This is a genomic window from Rhodococcus sp. P3_B8 (assembly GCF_056402775.1).
On sequence record NZ_JBFUGT010000689.1, the window covers coordinates 1 to 679 of the forward strand.

1 protein-coding gene and 1 pseudogene are annotated in these 679 nt (G+C 64.5%); one reads left to right on the plus strand and one right to left on the minus strand.

Annotation, left to right across the window (positions count from 1 at the left end; translation table 11 throughout):
- Positions 1-266 precede the first annotated feature (266 nt).
- Positions 267-434 (minus strand): annotated as a pseudogene (locus AC1D1G_RS45775) (helix-turn-helix domain-containing protein); the annotation flags it as partial.
- Positions 435-535: 101 nt separating this feature from the next.
- On the opposite strand from AC1D1G_RS45775, the gene AC1D1G_RS45780 reads away from it, so the two are divergent.
- The coding region (locus AC1D1G_RS45780) for a helix-turn-helix domain-containing protein (RefSeq protein ID WP_477956851.1) at positions 536-679 on the plus strand (144 nt) is incomplete at its 3' end.

Below are 679 nucleotides of genomic sequence, written 5' to 3' on the forward strand. Positions count from 1 at the left end.
AACGCTGCGGCGCCCTCGGTGCGGAACCTGCCCACCAGGAGACGTAGAAGGTATTGCGGGAGATGCCCTGCTCTCGGCACAGGCGGGACACGTTCACCCGTGCCCCGCCTGCGACCGCCGAGACCGCGGCCACGATGTCCGGATTCATCGAAAACCCTTTTCCACCCATGCCCGATTGTCACGGGCACGGGTCGTCAGTGTCCTCGATGTCCTGAGACATCAACTGTCCTGCATGTCCTGAACTCAGACAGGAGTCTCTGGACTCGTCAACCACTCACGGGGCCGAAGGCCCTGGTCTGCGACGGATTCTCGCCGAACCGGCGACGATAGGCGGCCGCGAAGAGGCCGAGGTTGACGTATCCCCACGCGCCGGCGATCGAGGCGACGGTCTCCCCCGGCGACGCTGTGAGCAGTTCCTCCCGAATGCCCTGGATGTCTGAGTTCAGGACATGCAGGACAGTTGATGTCTCAGGACATCGAGGACACTGACGACCCGTGCCCGTGACAATCGGGCATGGGTGGAAAAGGGTTTTCGATGAATCCGGACATCGTGGCCGCGGTCTCGGCGGTCGCAGGCGGGGCACGGGTGAACGTGTCCCGCCTGTGCCGAGAGCAGGGCATCTCCCGCAATACCTTCTACGTCCTGGTGGGCAGGTTCCGCACCGAGGGCGCCGCAGCG